Annotated in this window: 15 protein-coding genes; 10 read left to right on the forward strand and 5 right to left on the reverse strand. The window is 34.1% G+C overall.

The window, feature by feature from the left end; genetic code table 11:
• Window positions 1-184: 184 nt before the first annotated feature.
• Entirely contained in the window at window positions 185-2,053 is a 1,869-nt protein-coding gene (locus tag IW20_RS02820) for an Nramp family divalent metal transporter (protein WP_035618456.1), read from the reverse strand.
• An 84-nt stretch (window positions 2,054-2,137) separates the two neighbouring features.
• Window positions 2,138-2,515 (reverse strand): Fur family transcriptional regulator, encoded by a 378-nt coding sequence (locus IW20_RS02825; RefSeq protein ID WP_035618459.1) that lies wholly within the window; start codon window positions 2,513-2,515, stop codon window positions 2,138-2,140.
• An 84-nt stretch (window positions 2,516-2,599) separates the two neighbouring features.
• Here IW20_RS02825 and IW20_RS02830 point away from each other — a divergent pair, with 84 nt between their 5' ends.
• The 10 genes from IW20_RS02830 (at window position 2,600) to IW20_RS02875 (ending at window position 12,443) form a co-directional block, all read left to right on the forward strand.
• Complete coding sequence (locus IW20_RS02830) at window positions 2,600-2,959, forward strand: MerC domain-containing protein (protein WP_035618462.1); 360 nt, start codon at window positions 2,600-2,602, stop codon at window positions 2,957-2,959.
• Window positions 2,952-4,160, forward strand: a complete 1,209-nt coding sequence (locus IW20_RS02835; RefSeq protein ID WP_035618465.1) for a GTP-binding protein — start codon at window positions 2,952-2,954, stop codon at window positions 4,158-4,160. Before IW20_RS02830 ends, IW20_RS02835 begins: the two co-directional genes overlap by 8 nt.
• 17 nt (window positions 4,161-4,177) lie before the next feature.
• Window positions 4,178-5,089 (forward strand): NAD(P)/FAD-dependent oxidoreductase, encoded by a 912-nt coding sequence (locus tag IW20_RS02840; RefSeq protein WP_035618468.1) that lies wholly within the window; start codon window positions 4,178-4,180, stop codon window positions 5,087-5,089.
• A gap of 195 nt (window positions 5,090-5,284) precedes the next feature.
• Window positions 5,285-7,561: a TonB-dependent receptor gene (locus IW20_RS02845; RefSeq protein ID WP_035618471.1), complete on the forward strand. Its 2,277-nt coding sequence runs from the start codon at window positions 5,285-5,287 to the stop codon at window positions 7,559-7,561.
• A gap of 237 nt (window positions 7,562-7,798) precedes the next feature.
• A complete protein-coding gene (locus IW20_RS02850; protein ID WP_035618473.1) occupies window positions 7,799-8,263 on the forward strand; it encodes a thioredoxin family protein in 465 nt (154 codons plus the stop codon).
• Window positions 8,264-8,406: 143 nt separating this feature from the next.
• Window positions 8,407-9,561: a lycopene cyclase family protein gene (locus tag IW20_RS02855; protein ID WP_035618478.1), complete on the forward strand. Its 1,155-nt coding sequence runs from the start codon at window positions 8,407-8,409 to the stop codon at window positions 9,559-9,561.
• Window positions 9,562-9,577: 16 nt separating this feature from the next.
• Complete coding sequence (locus tag IW20_RS02860; RefSeq protein WP_035618480.1) at window positions 9,578-10,375, forward strand: tetratricopeptide repeat protein; 798 nt, start codon at window positions 9,578-9,580, stop codon at window positions 10,373-10,375.
• 401 nt (window positions 10,376-10,776) lie between these two features.
• Window positions 10,777-11,205, forward strand: a complete 429-nt coding sequence (locus IW20_RS02865; RefSeq protein WP_051885502.1) for an ArsR/SmtB family transcription factor — start codon at window positions 10,777-10,779, stop codon at window positions 11,203-11,205.
• 215 nt (window positions 11,206-11,420) lie between these two features.
• The gene (locus tag IW20_RS02870; RefSeq protein WP_051885503.1) at window positions 11,421-11,864 is read left to right on the forward strand and encodes an ArsR/SmtB family transcription factor; all 444 of its coding nucleotides are present in this window, start codon (window positions 11,421-11,423) and stop codon (window positions 11,862-11,864) included.
• A gap of 168 nt (window positions 11,865-12,032) precedes the next feature.
• Window positions 12,033-12,443 carry a BrxA/BrxB family bacilliredoxin gene (locus IW20_RS02875; protein ID WP_035618483.1) on the forward strand — a complete coding sequence of 137 codons (411 nt, stop codon included), beginning with the start codon at window positions 12,033-12,035 and terminating at the stop codon, window positions 12,441-12,443.
• Between the two features lie 185 nt (window positions 12,444-12,628).
• Here IW20_RS02875 and IW20_RS02880 read toward each other — a convergent pair whose 3' ends face one another.
• Genes IW20_RS02880 through IW20_RS02890 form a run of 3 tightly spaced genes read right to left on the reverse strand, consistent with a single transcriptional unit; the run spans window position 12,629 to window position 18,326 of the window.
• On the reverse strand, window positions 12,629-13,996 hold the full coding sequence (locus tag IW20_RS02880) for a TolC family protein (protein WP_035618486.1): 1,368 nt from the start codon (window positions 13,994-13,996) through the stop codon (window positions 12,629-12,631).
• Entirely contained in the window at window positions 13,989-17,162 is a 3,174-nt protein-coding gene (locus IW20_RS02885; protein WP_035618488.1) for an efflux RND transporter permease subunit, read from the reverse strand. Before IW20_RS02885 ends, IW20_RS02880 begins: the two co-directional genes overlap by 8 nt.
• Window positions 17,163-17,180: 18 nt before the next feature.
• Window positions 17,181-18,326, reverse strand: a complete 1,146-nt coding sequence (locus IW20_RS02890) for an efflux RND transporter periplasmic adaptor subunit (RefSeq protein ID WP_035618489.1) — start codon at window positions 18,324-18,326, stop codon at window positions 17,181-17,183.
• Window positions 18,327-18,640: the final 314 nt, after the last annotated feature.

The following is an 18,640-nucleotide window of genomic DNA, read 5'->3' on the forward strand; positions in this document are numbered from 1 at the left end:
TAGATTTTAGAATGTTGATTTTAGATTTCAAATTTAGAAAACTTCACGTCTTTGCTTATCTGAATCTTTATCTCACTAATGAAACGTTTATTTTATTTTGAGGTTCTAAGAATGTGAGGTTCTAAGCTTTTTTAAGAATCTAAAAAAAACCTTAGAACCTTGGCAACTCAGTACCTCAGCAACTTTATTTAACAATAAACAAAGGTATCGAAATTTTATGACGCAACTTATCGACTGTGGTACCAAAAAGCAAATCTTTAAACCCAGTATGTCCATGAGTTCCCATTACCAGAATATCAAAACTTCCTTTGTTTACAATGATTGGAATGATATTGTTGGGTTTACCAAATCCAAGTTCGGTTTCAATCTTGAATCCTTTTGCCATGAGCATATCTTTATATTCTAGCAGCAGTTTTTCATCGATTGTGGTTTCGTGATCGTCTACATTTTGACCATACATATGAGCGCCAACTGTTTCGACCACGTGAATTAAAGTATAATTAGCATCTATTCCTCCCAACTCAAAAGCACTATTAATTGCAGCTTCATCCGCATTAGAGAAATCAACTGTAATGGCGATATTCTTCTTGCTATACGTTTCTTTTACTGAAAAATGCAAGCTAAGATTATGAGGTGAATGATTCTGAATGTTAGATTTAGCTTTGGCAACAAACGGTTTCACAACAATATAAAGCAGCAAAACCAAAAACGCTATTGCCAGCGGCACAACGGTAAGCCAAAGCACAATCGGATTTTCCGAAGCTGCTAACCAGCCACTTATTTCATCAAAAACTAATTTTCCATTTAACGAAACGATGATTAAGGCAATTATCCATGCTGTAACCTGAGTTAGTCGACCAATGTGAAACCCTTTCATCTTAGTTTTATCACTCACAAAGTGTATCAACGGAATTATAGCAAACCCTAATTGCAAACTCAATATTACCTGACTTAAAATCAATAATTTTCCCGTGACGCTTTCCCCATAAATCAGGATTACGATTACTGCTGGAACAATTGCAATAATACGAGTTAAGATTCGGCGTACCCAAGGCTGGATTCTCAGGTTTAGATATCCTTCCATAACAATCTGTCCTGCTAGAGTTCCTGTAATAGTAGAACTTTGCCCAGCAGCAATTAATGCTACAGCAAAAAGGATTGGCGCCCATTTGGTTCCTAAAAGTGGTTCCAGAAACTTATGCGCATCTTGAATCTCGGCTACCTCAAACATTCCGTTACGATGAAAAGTAGCTGCCGCTAAAATTAAAATGGCAGCATTTACAAAAAAAGCAAGATTAAGCGCAATTGTCGAATCAATAAAATTATATTTTAATGCTTGCTTGATTCCTGCGGTGCTGCGGTCAAACTTTCTTGTTTGAACCAAAGAGGAATGCAAGTATAAATTGTGAGGCATTACTGTTGCACCAATAATTCCGATTGCAATATATAAAGCAGCAGAATTTGGTATAGATGGTATCAGTCCGTAAATAACTTTATCAAGTTCGGGCTCCGCAAAAATCATTTCAAAAACAAAAGAAAACCCAATTATTGCAACCAGAACGATGATAAAAGCTTCCATCTTTCGGATGCCTTTATTGATAAGAAACAACAACAAGAAAGTATCAAGAACAGTTATTAGAACTCCTTCGATAAGCGGAATATCAAATAACAGATTAATACCAATTGCCATTCCTAAAACCTCAGCAAGATCGCAGGCTGCAATAGCCACCTCGGCAAGAATATATAATATATAATTGATGAATTTAGAATAGGTTTCTCTCGAAGCCTGTGCCAAATCGCGTTGGGTTACGATACCTAATCGGGCACTAAGACTTTGTAATAACAAAGCCATTAAATTACTCATTAACAAAACCCAAAGCAAGGCATACCCAAACTGACTTCCTCCTGCAATATCGGTCGCCCAGTTTCCCGGATCCATGTAACCGACACTCACCAAATAAGCTGGTCCAAAAAATGCTAATATTTTTCTAAATACTGAGGTTTTATTTTGCGTATGAACCGATTGGTTAACTTCTTCAAGAGATTTAGTCATTTCATAAAAATTATTAAAGCAAATATATACAAAAATAGTATTGCTCAAATATTTTTTTTAGCCTTGTCTAAATCTTAAATGATTTTATAAACAATTCGGACACAATCCCGAAAGGGTAAAATTTACGTCGTTGACCTTGTAATTACGGGGAATTATATAGCTTGGTTGCACGTTTTCCATACAAGTAACTTTCAAACATTTTTCACAACTAAAATGTACGTGATTATGAATATGAACATGATTTGCATGATGACATTTGGCATACTTGATAGTACCGTCAAGATTGACGATTTTATGAATAACATCTTCGTTTACCAATCGATCTAAAATTCTATAAATGGTAACGCGATCACATAAATCTTGGGTAAGTTTATGAATCTCTGAATGGGACAATGCCGTGTCTGAATTAGTAATTAATTCTAAAATGGCTCCCTTAGCCGCGGTATTACGGGTAACTTTCATATGTAAAATATTAACGCAACATAGTTGCATTTAAAATTATTTTCTATATTTGCAACATTATTGCATTAAGCAAATATACACGAAATGAAAACAAAAACAATCTTTAATTGGGACTTATTAGGAATTTCGAGCGCATCTATCTGCTTGATACATTGCTTAATTTTTCCCATCATCACAATCATTCCTTTAGGGATCAGTCACAATCCTTTAATCGATTTATTATTTGTTTCAATAGGATTCTTTGCTGTTGTAAAAATAATAAAGAAATCCAATCTTTTGGTAAGTAGTATCCTTATTCTGTCGTTAACGCTAATTTTTGCAAGTATTCTCATAGAAATAGTGTTAGATGTACATTCCTATTTAATCTACATTGGGGGAACTGGTATGATTATCGGACATTTTTTAAATTATAGAAATCATAATAAAAGAAAAGCAAATGAATAAACTACCTGTAACTGTATTAAGCGGATTTCTTGGAGCTGGAAAAACAACTTTGCTTAATCATATTCTGCACAACAAAGAAGGTTTAAAAGTTGCTGTGATCGTTAATGATATGAGCGAAGTAAATATTGATGCACAACTAGTAAAAAACGAACACACATTGTCCCGCACCGAAGAAAAACTGGTCGAAATGAGCAATGGATGTATTTGCTGTACATTACGAGAAGATTTAATGATTGAAGTAGAAAAACTGGCTAAAGAAAATCGCTTTGATTATTTACTTATCGAAAGTACTGGAATTAGCGAACCTATTCCTGTTGCACAAACATTTTCTTTTGTAAATGAAGATGAAAACATCGATTTATCACGCTTTAGTTATGTCGATACAATGGTTACGGTTATAGATAGTTTAAACTTCTTCAAAGATTTTAGTTCTGCCGAAACATTACAAGAAAGAAATGCTTCGGATATAGAAAACGATAACCGAACAATTGTGAATCTTTTGGTAGATCAGGTAGAATTTGCCAATGTAATTATCCTGAACAAAACGGATTTAATAAATCCTGAATCACTACAAACACTTAAAGCTTATATACAAAAACTAAATCCCGTTGCCAAAATACTTACTTCGATTTTAGGCAAAGTTAATCCAGCTGAGATTATAAATACAGGATTATTCAATTTTGAAGAAGCCGAGAACTCAGCAGGATGGATTAGGGAATTAGAAGGAATTCATACACCCGAAACCGAAGAATACGGAATAAGTTCATTTGTGTTTCGTGATCCAAAACCGTTTCATCCACATCGCTTTTGGCATTTTATTAAATCTGATTTCCCTTCAAATATAATTCGTAGTAAAGGATTATTATGGATGGCATCTCGTCCTGAGCAAGCCATAAACTGGAGTCAGGCAGGAGGATCAATGAAAGCAGAGGGAGCTGGTGTCTGGTGGGCAAGTATGCCGCTTGGCGAACGTATGTCTTATAACAATTTTGTAGAATTTCAGGATATAATCGAAGAACGCTGGACTTCCGATTTTGGCGACCGACTTAATGAGATTGTTTTTATTGGTCAAAAAATGAATGAAGAAAAAATCACCAAAGAACTAAAAAAGTGCCTTTGCTCCGAAGATGAAATTATTGATTATCAAAAAGGAAGTTTCTCAAAAAAAGACCCTTTCCCCATACCTAGAATCTTTTCATAAACAATAAATACAAAACGATGATAGACAATAATAAATATGATGTTATAATAATTGGAGGTAGCTACGCAGGGTTTTCTGCAGCAATGGCATTAGGTCGTTCCTTGCGCAAAGTATTAATAATAGATAGCGGGAAACCTTGTAACCATCAAACTCCATATTCACATAATTTTATAACGCACGATGGCAAGAAACCTTCGGATATTAATGCTAAAGCAAAAAAACAAGTCCTAAAGTATTCAACAATAACTTTCTTAGAAGCAAAAGCAACTAAAGCTATAAAGACTGAAAATGATTTTGAAATAGAAACAGAAAAAGGAGAAACATTTACTTCCCGAAAATTACTTTTTACAACAGGATTAAAAGATATATTTCCAGAAATTAATGGGTTTGCAGAATGCTGGGGAATTTCAATATTACATTGCCCATATTGCCACGGATATGAGGTTAAAAATGAAAAAACCGGCATTGTTGCAAACGGGGATATCGGATATGAATTTACTAAGATGATTTCGAACTGGACAAAAAACTTAACTGTTTTTACGAATGGCAAACCTACCTTAACAGAAGAGCAAATCGGTATTCTTAAAAAAAATAATATAACTGTCGTAGAAAATGAGATTGATTATTTCCAGCACAATGAAGGTAAACTAATGAATATCGTTTTTAAAAATGGAACTAAAACCGCTATAAAAGCACTTTATGCCAAACCTCCTTTTGAACAACATTCTCTTTTACCACAGGAATTAGGTTGCGAAATAACAGAACAAGGTTTAATAAAGGTTGACAGTTTCCAAAAAACAACCGTTGCTGGCATTTATGCAGCAGGCGACAATAGCACATTTGGTCGTTCGCTTGCTCTTGCAGTTTCATCGGGATCTGTGGCTGGTGCATTAATAAATAAAGAACTTATCGAAGAAGATTTTGTTTAATTACAATCAGAAAATAACATTTTAAGAATTTTGGGTTTTGTTAAATTCCAATTGTTTTGGTTTGCGGTTGGAATACTAAGCGGTTCATTCTTAATAATGAATCGCTTTTTTTAATGCAAAAATATATTTTTAAGCATTAGAATTTTGTTTATCAAATATAATTTTTAGATTTGTCTAAAATATAATTTAAATAAAATGAAATATTTATTTACAATACTACTGTTTTCAATACTTCAGGTTTCTTTTTCACAAAATACTAGTTCAATTTCAGGAAAAGTATTTATTGAAAATCAAGAAACACCACAAGCTAATGTCCAATTATTAAAAACAAATTATAAAACCCAAACCGATAGTTTAGGTAATTACAAATTAGAAAGTATTCCACAAGGAAATTATAAGATTCAGATTTCATCACTCGGTTTACAAACCATAACCAAAACTATATTGGTTAAAGAAAATCAACCACTTATTTTAGATTTTGAATTATCTAATGACGAAAACGAACTAAACGAAGTAGTAATTTCCGGAACTTTAAAAGCCGTAAAAAGATTAGAAAGTGCCGTTCCTGTAGAGGTTTATTCGCCAGTTTTTTTCAAAAAAAATCCTACTGCAAATATTTATGAAGCATTACAAAACGTAAACGGTGTTCGACCTCAACTTAATTGTGGCGTATGTAACACAGGAGATATTCATATAAATGGTCTCGAAGGTCCTTACACTGCTGTAATGATTGATGGAATGCCAATTGTGAGTAGTTTATCCACTGTTTATGGATTGTCTGGAATTCCGAATTCATTAGTCGAAAGGATTGAAGTTGTAAAAGGTCCAGCCTCATCTTTATACGGAAGTGAAGCTGTTGGAGGTTTAATAAATATTATCACCAAAAGCGCAGCAAACGCCCCCACTTTCTCAGCCGATGTTTTTACTACAAGTTGGTTAGAAACAAATGTAGATTTAGGAGTAAAATTTGATGTAGGTAAAAAAGCAACAGCATTATTAGGCGTAAACTATTTTAACTACAATCAGAGAATCGATAACGATAATGATGGTTTTACCGATGTTACGTTACAAGATCGTATTTCGGTATTCCAAAAATGGACTTTTAAAAGAAAAGAAAACAGACTCTTTACCATTGCCGCACGCGGAATGTACGAGGATCGTTGGGGTGGTGATGTACGCTGGGAGAAAAAATATCGTGGTGGCGACGAAATTTACGGGGAGAGTATTTACACCAAACGTGGGGAACTTATAGGAAGCTACCAATTACCTACAAAAGAAAAACTAGTATTCTCTTTTTCTGGTAATGTACATTATCAAGACAGCCGCTACGGAACTACATCTTATATTGCAAACCAAAAAATAGGTTTTGCACAACTTACCTGGGATAAGAAAATTAGAAGTAACGATTTGCTTGCCGGAATAGCTTCTCGTTACACTTATTACGACGACAATACAACTGCTACATTACTGCAAGGGCAAAACAATCCAGAGAAAACATGGTTACCGGGTATTTTCCTGCAAGACGAAATAACCCTCAACGAGAAAAATAAAATTCTATTAGGGCTTCGTTACGATTACAACTCTATTCACGGGAATATCATAACTCCTAGATTTGCTTATAAACTAAAATTCAACGACAATAACATTCTTCGTTTTAATGCAGGAACAGGATATAGAGTTGTGAATTTATTTACAGAAGACCATGCTGCGTTAACTGGCTCAAGAGAAGTAGTAATTGCAAACAATCTGAATCCTGAAAAATCGGTCAATGCCAATTTAAACTACATCAAAAAAATATACTTCCCAAGCGGAACATTCGTAGGAATAGAAACTACAGCCTTTTATACTCGATTTAGTAATAAGATAGTTTCAGATTATATAACTGATCCAAACAAAATTATTTACGACAACATTAATGGTTATGCAGTAAGTCAGGGAATCAGCACAAACATTGACGTGAACTTTACTAACGGATTAAAACTAATTACTGGCGCTACAATTATGGATGTTTCCAATGTACAGGACGGAGTTCGAGAAAGACCATATCTAACAGAGAAATTTACAGCAACTTGGAGTATTTCATATAAAATAGATCCGATAGATTTAGCTATAGATTATACTGGAAATCTTTACAGTCCTATGAAATTACCATTGTTAAGCGATACCGATCCAAGAAGTCCAAATTCCCCTTGGTATAGCCTACAAAACATTCAGTTTACGTATACAGGTTGGAGGAATTTTGAATTGTATGCAGGAATTAAAAACCTACTTAACTTTACACCTAAGCGAAACAATCCGTTCTTGATTTCGAGAACTAATGACCCTTTTGACAAAAATGTAGAATACGCACCAAACGGAACGGTACTTGTAACACCGAGCAACCCGTATGGTTTAACATTCGACACAACTTATGTTTACGGGCCAAACCAAGGAATACGCGGTTTCTTTGGATTACGATATAACTTGAGATAAACAGTTATTGCAACAGATTGCACATATTAAAAGAAGTTAGTAGCGAAAAAAGAACGCTGATAAAACGGATTTACAAAAGTAAAGACGCGGATAAAAACAGATTTAAAAAAAGTTAAAAAAAGTTAAAAAAATCCGTTTTTATCCGCGTTTTCGCCTTAGCGAATCCGTTTTATCCAAATTCATTTTAAGCCAAAGATGAACCTTTGCGGTTAAATTTTCACTTTAAAAACAAAACAAATGAAAAAGCTAATACTAATTATTCTCTTCTTAGGAATTACCTCTACTGGTTTTGCTCAACTAAGCTTCTATTCGTTTGAACAAATAGATAGCTTACAGCAAATTCAGAAACGAAAAGTTATCGTTTTTATCCATACCGATTGGTGTAAATATTGTCAGGCAATGAAAAATTCGACTTTCAAGAACGAAACAATAATAACACAACTCAACAACAATTTCTATTTTGTTGATTTTAATGCCGAAGAAAAAAGAACAATCCATTTTAATAATCAAACCTTCAATTACAAACCAAACGGGAATTCAAGCGGAGTTAATGAATTAGCGATTCAGCTAGGAACAGTAAACAATCAAATAACTTATCCCATTGTTTGTGTTCTAAATCCCGAAAACGAAATCATATTTCAAGATACAAGTTATCGCAATGCAAAAGACTTTGAAGTGATTTTGGCGAAGCTGAAGGGATAAAAAATTAACCATATAAGTTATATAAGTCCATTTAAGCAAAACTTATATTTACTTAAATCACTTACATGGTTATAAATAATTTCATCGATTAAACCCAACGAACTAAAATTACCTATTTTTGATAAAAATAGATTTCCCACAACATGAAGCATTACGATTACATTTTTACAGGAACCGGTTTATCTGCAATGATGACGGTTTATAAAATGGTGTTATCTGGGAAGTTTGCCGAAAAATCTATTTTATTAATTGATGAAGACGCCAAGAAAACCAACGACCGAACTTGGTGTTTTTGGGAAAAAGGACAATCAATCTGGGAGAATACTATTTCAAAAAAATGGGATTCGGCATTATTTGCCAACGAAAACTTTAAACGTAATTTAGAGTTAAAGCCTTACCAATACAATCAAATTCGCGGTTTAGATTTTAACAACTCTGTTTTCGAACTAATAGGAAAACAAGAAAACATCACTTTCTTAAACGACAAAGTAACCGATATTAACGAACTTGAAACTCATGTTTTTGTTGCAATCTCAACAAATACGTTTACTTGCAACCAGCTTTTAAACAGCATTTATAATAAAGCATTGGTTGAAAGTCAACAAAAATATCCCGTTTTACAACAGCATTTTATCGGATGGTTTATCAAAAGTAAGCAAGCCGCTTTAAATCCGGAACAAGTTACCTTCATGGATTTTTCGGTTGTACAAAAAGGAAACACGCGTTTTATGTATGTTTTACCAACATCTACAACCGAAGCTTTATTCGAATATACTTTGTTTTCACATTCTCTTTTAGAAAAGCAAGAATACGAAGCGGAGATTAAAAACTACATCAGGAATCTAGGCATTCATGATTATGAAATAATCGAAAAAGAACAAGGATGCATCCCGATGACTTGCTACCCTTTCTGGAAAAGAAATACTAATCGTGTGCTGAATATTGGTACAGCTGGCGGTTGGACCAAAGCAAGCACAGGTTATACTTTTAAGAAGTCCGATAAAAAATCAACACAATTAGTGTCGTTTCTTGAAACACAAACTGATTTCAGAAAATTTCATCAAAAAGGTAAATTCTGGTTCTATGATTTGCTTTTATTGGATATTCTCGATAGAAACAATGAACTCGGAAGTTCCATTTTTTCAGATATGTTTCAGAAAGGCAATCCTGCATTGATTTTTAAATTCTTAGATGAAGAAACGAACTTAATCGAAGATGTTAAAGTTATTTTAAAGTGTCCAAAAACACCATTTATTAAAGCGTTATTTAGAGTGGTTTTTCTTTCAAATAAATTCTAACTTTAAATCTTAGCAATTGAAAAAAATTATTTTAGTTCTCCCTTTTTTTATCACAATGCTTTCTTTAGGTCAAATGCCAAAAGACAAAGCTCAAGAAGCTATTGTTAAACAAGCTTTAGACAGTTGTGCTTACAAACACAATTATGCAATTGCAATGTCGGAATGGCAAAATTGCATAGATGAAGGCTTAAAAAAAGACAGTACAATAGCCTATTTGTGGCAGCAAAAAGCAATGCCCTATTTTAAATGTAAAAAATATGAAATCGGAATGCCATTTCTAGACAAAGCTGTTTTATATGATAAGCAGGAATGGTTGCCTTATAGAGGCTTTATGAAATGTATTTTCACAAAAACATGCAGAGATGCCATTAAGGATTTAGAAGAATCTATAGCTCTTTATGGCAACGGATATAGAATGGATCATCCGTATAGTTTTTATATTGGGCTTTGTTACTTACAACTAAACGAATATGACAAAGCAGAAAAACTTTTTGATGATTATGTAAATGACATTTATAAAAACAGACAACAACTAGAACATCCCACAGCCTATTTTTACCAAGGAATAGCCAAATATGAACTAAAAAAATGGGACGAAGCTATTGCTATTTTTGATAAAGCCTTGAAGATTTATCCGCAATTTTCGGATGCGAAATGTTACAAAGCAATTTGTATGCTTAAACAAGGAAAACCAAAAGAAGAAGTTATTGCTTTATTCAATGCTGGAAAAGAAGATGCTGCGAAAGGTTTTACAATTAATGAAGACAATACAATTTACGAGACCTACCCATATCAAGTAAAGTTCCCCAAATAACCTTTAATCAACAAAATACTGAAATCTGCAAAGTCTCTCGACTTTGCAGATTTTTTTATACCCAAATAGCTCCATATAATTCTTGAATTCGCTAAGATCTTTTTATCGAAAAAAGTAGTGCATACCTTGAAAACTGAGGTTAATTCGGCAAACAAAAAAAGCAAATTATTCATTTAGCAATATCGTTTGCCAGAACAATAATGTCTTATTCTTGTACTTTAAGGTTTTTTTGAGGCGATTACGAAGGCTCATTGCTATCTAGCTTTGCAAATTCAAAATAATGTTCAATTCATTATTAAAGAAACCAAAGTTGAGAGAAAAAAAATGAATAAAAAATCTACAATTAATGATGTAGATATAATGTAATCGTTCATTAACGATAATGAATAAATTGGAAAATTATGGGAGTTACTAAACACTTAAATTTTGATATAGAAACAAACGCAATAGGAAAAATTTGTAAAGCACTTGGACACCCAACGCGAATACAAATTATGACTTTGTTATGGAAAAAAAACAACAGAACTTGTGGAGAAATCGTTGAATTAATTCCGCTGGCACAATCAACAATATCAAAACATCTATTAGAATTAAAAAAAGCAAATCTTGTAACTGTAAAGAATGAAGGAAAGAAAACAATTTATTCTATTGATGTTGAAAATATACAACTGCTTAAAAAATATTTGAGTAGTTATCTTTCGACTATCGAAGTTCCTGAACAAAGTAAGACTACGGTTTTAGAAACCAGACATAAAATAAGAGGTCGAAATAGTCATTATAAACAATACAACTATCAATTCCCTGATAAAATAATAAAACAGGCAATGTAAATATTCCTGATTTCCCCATTGAAAAACCATAAAGTAAAAGAAAATTTGAAGGAAAGTATAGCTTTATCTTCGACTTAAAAATAAACTTTAAACTATTACAAAAACTTTATCCCGTAATTAAAATTCTTGCTTTTAAACTTTGTAACTTTACAATTAAGACTAATGTATATTTAGTGTAATCGCTCAATAACGATAATAAATTAATTTGCAAATTTATGGGAGTTACTAAACACTTAGATTTTGATATCGAGACAAAAGTAATAGGGGAAATTTGCAAAGCACTAGGTCATCCTACGCGAATTCAGATTATGACCTTACTCTGGAAAAAAAACAACAGAACTTGTGGTGAAATCGTTGAATTAATTCCCTTAGCACAATCAACAATATCCAAACATTTATTAGAATTAAAGAAAGCAAATCTTGTTATTATAAAAAATGAAGGAAAAAGAGTCGTTTACTCGGTTGAAGTCGACAACATGCAAATACTTAAAAAATATCTAAGCAGTTATCTTTCAACTATTGAGGTTCCTGAGCAAAATAAGTCAACCGTTTTAACAACTAAACATAAAACAACAAGTTTAAATGGTCGCTTAAAACAATACAACTATCAATTTCCTGATAAAAATAAAACAGCAACTAAAGACATTTCAGATTCTTAGCTGTCTAAAATTCACGAAATAGGGAAAAATTCAAAAGAATATTATACTATATGATTAGATCTAAAAACAAACACTAAACTATAACAAAACTTTATACCGGAATTAAAGTTCATGTTTTTAAACTTTGTAACTTTGCAATTCTTAAAGTTAAACTAAAAAATAAAAAATATGTATCCAGAAGAAATGGTAAAACCAATGCAAGCTGAATTAACAGCAGCAGGTTTTCAAGATTTACATAGTGCAGCAGAAGTTGATAACGCAATCAAATCAGAAGGAACAACATTAGTAGTTGTAAACTCTGTATGTGGTTGTGCAGCAAGAAACGCACGTCCAGGAGCAAAAATGAGTTTAGATGGTGCTAAAAAACCAGACCACTTAATTACTGTTTTTGCAGGTGTTGACAAAGAAGCTGTAGATGCAGCAAGACAACATATGTTCCCTTTTCCTCCATCATCACCAAGTATGGCTTTGTTTAAAAACGGAGAATTAGTTCACATGCTAGAGCGTCACCACATTGAGGGTCGCCCAGCTGAATTAATCGCTGAGAATTTGCAAGATGCGTTTAACGAGTTTTGCTAATTTTTAAGGGACTAAGGTTCTGAGTTGCTGAGGGACTAAGATACTAAGGTTTTAGGCTCAAAGTAACAAAGATTCAGAGGCACAAAGATTAAAAAAAAGAGGTTGTTCAATCAGAACAACCTCTTTTTTTGTTTTAAACTCTTTATCAAAACCTTAGTATCTTAGTCCCTCAGCAACTCAGAACCTTAGAAGCTCCATCCCCCACCAAGTGCTTTATACAATTGTACCATAGAACTTAGCTGACTTTGAGACAACTGCGATAAACTCAATTGTGCTTGAAATAGATTGCTTTCTACATCTAAAACTTCCAGGTAAGAGACATAACCGCTATCATATCTTTCATAGGACAGTTTATAGTTAATTAAGGCCGCTTGCACTTGTCTGTTGCGTGCAGCCCATTCCTCTTTATATGTTTTAATGTCTTGTATCGATTGTTCCACTTCTATTACAGCATTAATGTATGTTTTTTGGTAGCTAAATTTTAGTTCTTCTGCCTGTTGCTTATAAATTTCGACTCTTCGCTTATTTCTTCCAAAAGCAAATATGGGACCAGCGATTCCAGCAGAAGCATTTTGCGAGTACGAACTTCCTAAAAACAAATTACTTAAATCGGCACTGGCAAATCCACCAATCGCAGCAAGATTAAGAGAAGGAAATCGCATAGCCTGAGCAGTTCCGATTCTCTCATTTGAAGCTTTATATTTTAATTCCGCAGCTTTTACATCTGGCCTGTTTTCAAGTAATGAAGAAGGTATCGATAACGGAATTTCGCTTACAATTCGTAACTCAGTATTCGATTTACCTCGTGGAATTTCGGTAGGAAGTTGTCCTGTTAGCAGCGATATTAAGTTTTCCTGAAATGTTATTTGTCTTTTTATGTTTGGAATAGTAGCTTCTGCAATAGCAACCTGCTGTTCAATTTGAACTTTATCGACTTCAGAGATATAACCGCTTTCAAATCTTTTAGTTATAATATCATAATATTTCTCTCTGGTAGAGAGCGTTTGTTTCGCAATTTCCAGTTGATTATCTAAATTTCGCATCTGAAAATATGCTGTAGCGATACTGCTTACAATATCTGACAAAACAACTTTTCGTGCTTCTTCTGTAGCGAGAAGTTCATTTTGTGTCGCATTATTTTCATGACGGTATTTTCCCCAGAAATCAATTTCCCATGACATACTCGCTCCCACATTTGATGGAGTTAAGTTTTTTTCATTGCTGTTTATGGTTGCTCCGTATTGAAATGTGGGCAATAAATTTGTTTTAGAATAGCCTAACTGTGCTCTAAGCTGATCAATTCTCGCGACAGCAATTTTTAGATCATAATTATTTTGAAGGCCTTTTGTAATCAGATCTTTTAAAACATCATCATTAAATAAATCAAACCATTTTAAGTTGGTTACAGAAGCCAGAGTATCTAAATTTCTTTCGTTTTTATAAGAATCGGATTTTTGCTGTTCGGGTTTTGTATATTTTGGTCCCACCATACAGCCCACCGGTAATAGCGAAAGTGTAAATATAACTACGATTATTTTGTATTTCTTAATCATGATCTGTAGTTTTTGAGTCCATATTATTTTCGGATATTTTGACCGTATCATCTTTCTTTTTTCCGATGTTTTCGATCATGACAAATAAACCGGGTACAATTAATACGCCCAGTACAGTAGCAATTAACATACCGCTAAATACTGCCATTCCCATTACAATACGAGCTTGAGAGCCAGCTCCTGTAGCAGTTAAGAGTGGAACAACACCTAGAATAAAAGCAAAAGCTGTCATTAATATTGGTCGAAAACGAAGTTTTGCAGCAACCATTGCCGATTCATAAAGAGGTTTACCTTTTTCATATTCTTCTTTGGCAAACTCAACAATAAGAATAGCATTTTTAGCTACTAACCCGATTAGCAATACCAGTCCAATTTGAGCAAAAACATTGTTGACATAAGCATCACTTCCAATTCTAGCTAAAAGCAGTCCTAAAAATGCCCCAAATACGGCAAATGGAGCTCCAAGCAGAACACTAAAAGGCAATTTCCAACTTTCATACTGCGCAGCGAGAATCAGAAAAACAAATACTAATGCCATTAGAAAAACAGAACCTCCGCCGGGCGAATGTTTTTCTTGATATGAAAGGTTGATATAATCATAACTCATATCTGCTGGCAAAGTTTGTTTAGCTACTTCTTCCAGAGCTTCTAATGCTTGGGCACTACTATAGCCATCGTTTGGTGCACCTCCTATTTCAGCAGATCGAAATAGATTTAATCGATTGGTGAAATCTGGACCTGTAACTTTTGTTGCGGTAACTAATGTTGATATTGGCAGCATATCGCCATCATTATTTTTGATATAAATTAAATTTAAGTCTTCGGGCTTAACTCTATTAGCCGCTTCACCTTGTATATAAACTTTGTACTGACGCCCAAAACGATTAAAATCATTGACATAACTTCCACCCAAAAAAGCACCCAATGCTTCTGTAACTTTCGAAACAGGCACACCTAATTTCATAGCTTTTTCGTTGTCAATATCTAGTTTAATTTGTGGAGAACCAGCATTAAAAGTGGTATAAATACGTTTTATTTCAGGGCGCTTCTGGGCAGCTGCAATAAAGGCTTGTGTTTGCTCTGCTAAATACTGCGGCGGATTACCTCCTCTGTCCTGAATCATTAAACTAAAACCTGCCGATGCACCAAGACCCTGAATTGCTGGCGGACCAAACGCAAAGGCAGTTGCAGTAGTTATTTGAGTTGCAAGTTTTTTATTTAATCGATCGATAAATTGTTTTGCAGTTTCTTCTCTATCTTCCCAAGGTTTTAAGGAGATAAAAACAAAAGCACTGTTAGGTTGGTATGAATTGGTAAGCATACTAAACCCATTTATTGTGGTGTAAGACAGTATCGATTTTTCTTCTTTCAGAAAGCTGTCTACTTTTTTCGATACTTCATCTGTACGCTGTAATGAAGATGCTGGCGGTAAAGACAAATTAACTAACACATAACCTTGATCTTCCTCAGGAATAAATCCTAACGGTATTTTTTTGCCCAATAATACAACTGAGGCTAAAATGACTACCAGCAAAATGACTATTCGGGTTGCTTTTTTAGCAAAAAAAGTGGCTCCTGATATATATTTGCCTGTAACTTTTTCGAATATTCTATTAAACCCTGCAAAAAACTTCGATAGCCATCCTGTTTGTTCTTCGATTGGTTTTGTTGGTTTTAATAACATAGCACATAAAGCAGGGCTCAATGACAAAGCACTAAAGGCAGAAAATGCTACAGATACTGCAATGGTTATGGCAAACTGCTGATAAAAACGACCTGTAATTCCCGGAGTCATAGCAACAGGTACGAATACAGCAATTAAGATTAAAGCAATTGCGATTACTGGCCCAGATACCTCTCGCATGGCTTGAATTGTTGCTTCTCGCGGACTTTTGCCTTTTTCGATATGATGTATTACAGCTTCTACAACCACAATTGCATCATCGACTACGATACCAATAGCTAATACTAATCCTAAAAGCGAAAGTGTATTGATAGAGAATCCTAATAACGGGAAAACGGCAATTGTTCCAATTAAGGAAACAGGAACTGTTATAAGCGGAATTAATGTGGCGCGCCAATTTTGAAGAAAAATAAACACTACCAAAATAACTAATAAAACAGCTTCAAAAAGGGTATGGACAATATCCTCAACTCCAGCTGTAATAGCAAGAGTTGTATCTAAGGATTCTTGGTACTCAATGTCTTTTGGGAATTTTTCAGACATTTCTTTCATAGCATTTTTTGCTAATGCAGCTACATCGAGAGCATTACTACCGGGCATTTGATAAACTGCAATTACCGCACTAGGAGAACTGTTTCGACGTGCAGAAGAACTATAATTTTCTGTACCTAATTCGATTCTGGAAATATCACTAAGTAAAACCTGAGCGCCGTCTTTTTTGCTTCGAACAACGATTTCTCCAAATTGCTTTTCGGTTACTAGTCGATCTTGTAATGTAACACCATAAGTAAACTCGGTTCCTGGTGGTGCTGGCTCAGCTCCAAATTTTCCTCCGGGGCTAATCATGTTTTGAGCATTCAATGCATTTTTTACATCATCAACAGTAACACCTAGTTTGCTCATCACATCGGCTTTTAGCCAAACACGCATTGAATAGTCGCTTCCTCCAAATAAGGAAACTTCTCCAACACCTTTTATACGAGCCAATTGATCTACAATATTGATACTGGCATAATTATTTAAAAATTTAGCATCATATTTTGGATTGGTCGAGGTAACCGTAAATAACATCATCGGGAATGACAGCGACTTCTTTACCACAACACCTTGTTGCTTCACGCTTGAGGGCATAAAAGGAGAAGATTGATTCTGCCTGTTTTGCGTAAGCATATTAGCATTATCCAAATTGGTACCCACATCAAAAGTTACCTCAATAGTACAAGCTCCGTCTGAGGTATTGGTAGATTTCATGTACAACATGTTTTCTACGCCATTTACTTTTTGTTCAATTGGTGTGGCAACGGCTTGTTCAACATTCAACGCATTGGCTCCTGTAAAACTTGTAGTTATTTTTACAACAGGCGGATTGATGTCAGGATACTGTGAAATAGGTGTTTTTTGTAATGCCAATAACCCAAGTATTACAATAATAATACTAATGACAATAGCAACGATTGGTCTTCGAACGAAAAATTCTCCCATAATACTATCTTGTATAAATTATTTAGCTACTCCAGCTTCAGTCTGACCTAATTTCCATTGAATTACTTTTGGTGTAATAACACTTCCATTCTTTAATAACGAAGTACCTCCCATGGCTATTTTATCTCCAGGTTTTAAGCCATCTTCAATAACGTATCCATCTTTTACCGATGGGCCTGGTTTTACGATCTGCATATTGACTTTATTGTCTTTTCCTAGAACATAAACCTGATAAATGCCTTGTACTTCTATAACAGCTCGCTGCGGAATCACAATTGCATTTTTACGAACATCTGTAAGCAAACCAATTTTTACATATTGTCCCGGACGCAGTAATTTGTCTGGATTTGTAAATGACGCTTCAAATGTTATGGCGCCAGTAGAAGGATCAATCTGTCTGTCGGCAAAACTAACTTTACCCGTTTCAGGATAAGTCGAGCCATCTGATAATTTTAGCGAAACTATTGCACCAGATCCTTTTAAAGCAGAACCTGGTTTATTGAATTCTCTAAATAAACGAAGAAATTCCTGTTCGCTCATTGTAAAACGAACTCTTACATCGCCTAGATCAGAAATTGTATTTAGAACAGATGCCGCACCAGGTCTCACATAATCACCAACTCTTACTTTTGATATTCCGATTAAACCTGAAATAGGCGCTAGAATTTGGCAATAACCCAATTCTATTCTTGAGTTTTCTAAAGATGCTTGTGACGCTTTAATTTGAGCTTGTGATGCATTGTAGGCTGATTTTGCCGAAATTAATTCTCTCTGACTAACAGCATTTATCTTAGCTAATGGTGCAATCATGTCTAAGTCTGATTTTGTTTTTGCCAAACGCGCTTGTGATTCTGCCAATGTTCCTTCAGCTTCAGCAACTTTTGCGTTATAAGGCAACGGATCAATGCTGTACAATAACTGACCTTTAGTTACAAAAGCACCTTCCTTAAAATTTAAACTTGTAATGATACCATCCACTCGCGGATTTATTTGAATATCTGATTGCCCGTATGTTTGTCCAGTATATTCAGATTCAACGTTTACATCCTGATTCAAAACGGTAAGGATAGAGATTTCTAGTGGTTTAGGTGCTGGTGGGGTTTCTTTTTTGCAGGCTGTAAGAAAGAAAAGAATTAGAATTGCTGAAAGGTAAATTTTGTTCATTTTTAATTTATATTAAGATGCATTAATATTTAACTAATTAAGAACCAATTAAGTCCAAAGCTAAGTTAACATTTTTTTAATAAAAAAGTAAAAAAAGTGTATTTCATTTTTCTTTGCCTCAAAAAGCATGTATTTGATTGATTATCAGTAATTATTAAGGTTTTAAGTGGACGATAAACAAAACTGTGTGAATTTATCCAGCTTTTTAATCAAAAAAATCAGATAAAATGTTAATAGAATTTTTAATCTCAAAATAAACCTTATTTTTGCACCCGAATTCAAAAAGTGAATTCATATTTTAATTTCTTAACTTA

This window comes from Flavobacterium hydatis (assembly GCF_000737695.1).
Classification (GTDB): domain Bacteria; phylum Bacteroidota; class Bacteroidia; order Flavobacteriales; family Flavobacteriaceae; genus Flavobacterium; species Flavobacterium hydatis.

What these genes read in the sequence shown, in the direction of transcription:
- IW20_RS02820 (WP_035618456.1), bottom strand. Translation starts at nt 2,053, where the DNA reads ATGACTAAATCTCTTGAAGAAGTTAACCAATCGGTTCATACGCAAAAT.
- IW20_RS02825 (WP_035618459.1), bottom strand. Translation starts at nt 2,515, where the DNA reads ATGAAAGTTACCCGTAATACCGCGGCTAAGGGAGCCATTTTAGAATTA.
- IW20_RS02830 (WP_035618462.1), top strand. Translation starts at nt 2,600, where the DNA reads ATGAAAACAAAAACAATCTTTAATTGGGACTTATTAGGAATTTCGAGC.
- IW20_RS02835 (WP_035618465.1), top strand. Translation starts at nt 2,952, where the DNA reads ATGAATAAACTACCTGTAACTGTATTAAGCGGATTTCTTGGAGCTGGA.
- IW20_RS02840 (WP_035618468.1), top strand. Translation starts at nt 4,178, where the DNA reads ATGATAGACAATAATAAATATGATGTTATAATAATTGGAGGTAGCTAC.
- IW20_RS02845 (WP_035618471.1), top strand. Translation starts at nt 5,285, where the DNA reads ATGAAATATTTATTTACAATACTACTGTTTTCAATACTTCAGGTTTCT.
- IW20_RS02850 (WP_035618473.1), top strand. Translation starts at nt 7,799, where the DNA reads ATGAAAAAGCTAATACTAATTATTCTCTTCTTAGGAATTACCTCTACT.
- IW20_RS02855 (WP_035618478.1), top strand. Translation starts at nt 8,407, where the DNA reads ATGAAGCATTACGATTACATTTTTACAGGAACCGGTTTATCTGCAATG.
- IW20_RS02865 (WP_051885502.1), top strand. Translation starts at nt 10,777, where the DNA reads ATGGGAGTTACTAAACACTTAAATTTTGATATAGAAACAAACGCAATA.
- IW20_RS02870 (WP_051885503.1), top strand. Translation starts at nt 11,421, where the DNA reads ATGGGAGTTACTAAACACTTAGATTTTGATATCGAGACAAAAGTAATA.
- IW20_RS02875 (WP_035618483.1), top strand. Translation starts at nt 12,033, where the DNA reads ATGTATCCAGAAGAAATGGTAAAACCAATGCAAGCTGAATTAACAGCA.
- IW20_RS02880 (WP_035618486.1), bottom strand. Translation starts at nt 13,996, where the DNA reads ATGATTAAGAAATACAAAATAATCGTAGTTATATTTACACTTTCGCTA.
- IW20_RS02885 (WP_035618488.1), bottom strand. Translation starts at nt 17,162, where the DNA reads ATGGGAGAATTTTTCGTTCGAAGACCAATCGTTGCTATTGTCATTAGT.
- IW20_RS02890 (WP_035618489.1), bottom strand. Translation starts at nt 18,326, where the DNA reads ATGAACAAAATTTACCTTTCAGCAATTCTAATTCTTTTCTTTCTTACA.